Origin of the sequence: Pseudomonas agronomica, assembly GCF_025917275.1 — a bacterium.
Lineage (GTDB): Bacteria > Pseudomonadota > Gammaproteobacteria > Pseudomonadales > Pseudomonadaceae > Aquipseudomonas > Aquipseudomonas agronomica.
The window spans coordinates 1-297 of record NZ_JAOSHO010001113.1 but is presented as its reverse complement, the minus strand read 5'-3'; the positions used below and the strand labels follow the sequence as shown (position 1 = coordinate 297).

Sequence of the window (297 nt, the reverse complement as noted above, 5' to 3'; positions counted from 1 at the left end):
CAACGCGATCAGCGGCGACTGACGCACGTCGCTCATCAGCGTCAGTTGCTCGATCACCCCGTCCAGGTTTTTCGCTTGACGGGCGCGCAGGCTGTTGAGAAACACCAGCCAGGCGCTGGCGTAGTCCTGGAAATAGCGTTCGGTCAGGCGCGCCTTCAGCTCGTCCGGCGTCAACCGGGGATCGACCTTGCCGGGTTTGTCGCTGAGCACCCAATCGATTTCCTCACGCCGCGCCTGGGCGATGTCGTCGATGGCCTGGCGCACCTGGCCCTCCCAGGCCTGGCGCGTGAACACCCC

The 297-nt window shown here is 65.3% G+C and carries 1 protein-coding gene; it reads right to left on the bottom strand.

Features of this window, described 5'->3' with window-relative positions:
• The coding region (locus OC610_RS29150) for an ImcF-related family protein (RefSeq protein WP_264433314.1) at window positions 1-297 on the bottom strand (297 nt) is incomplete at both ends.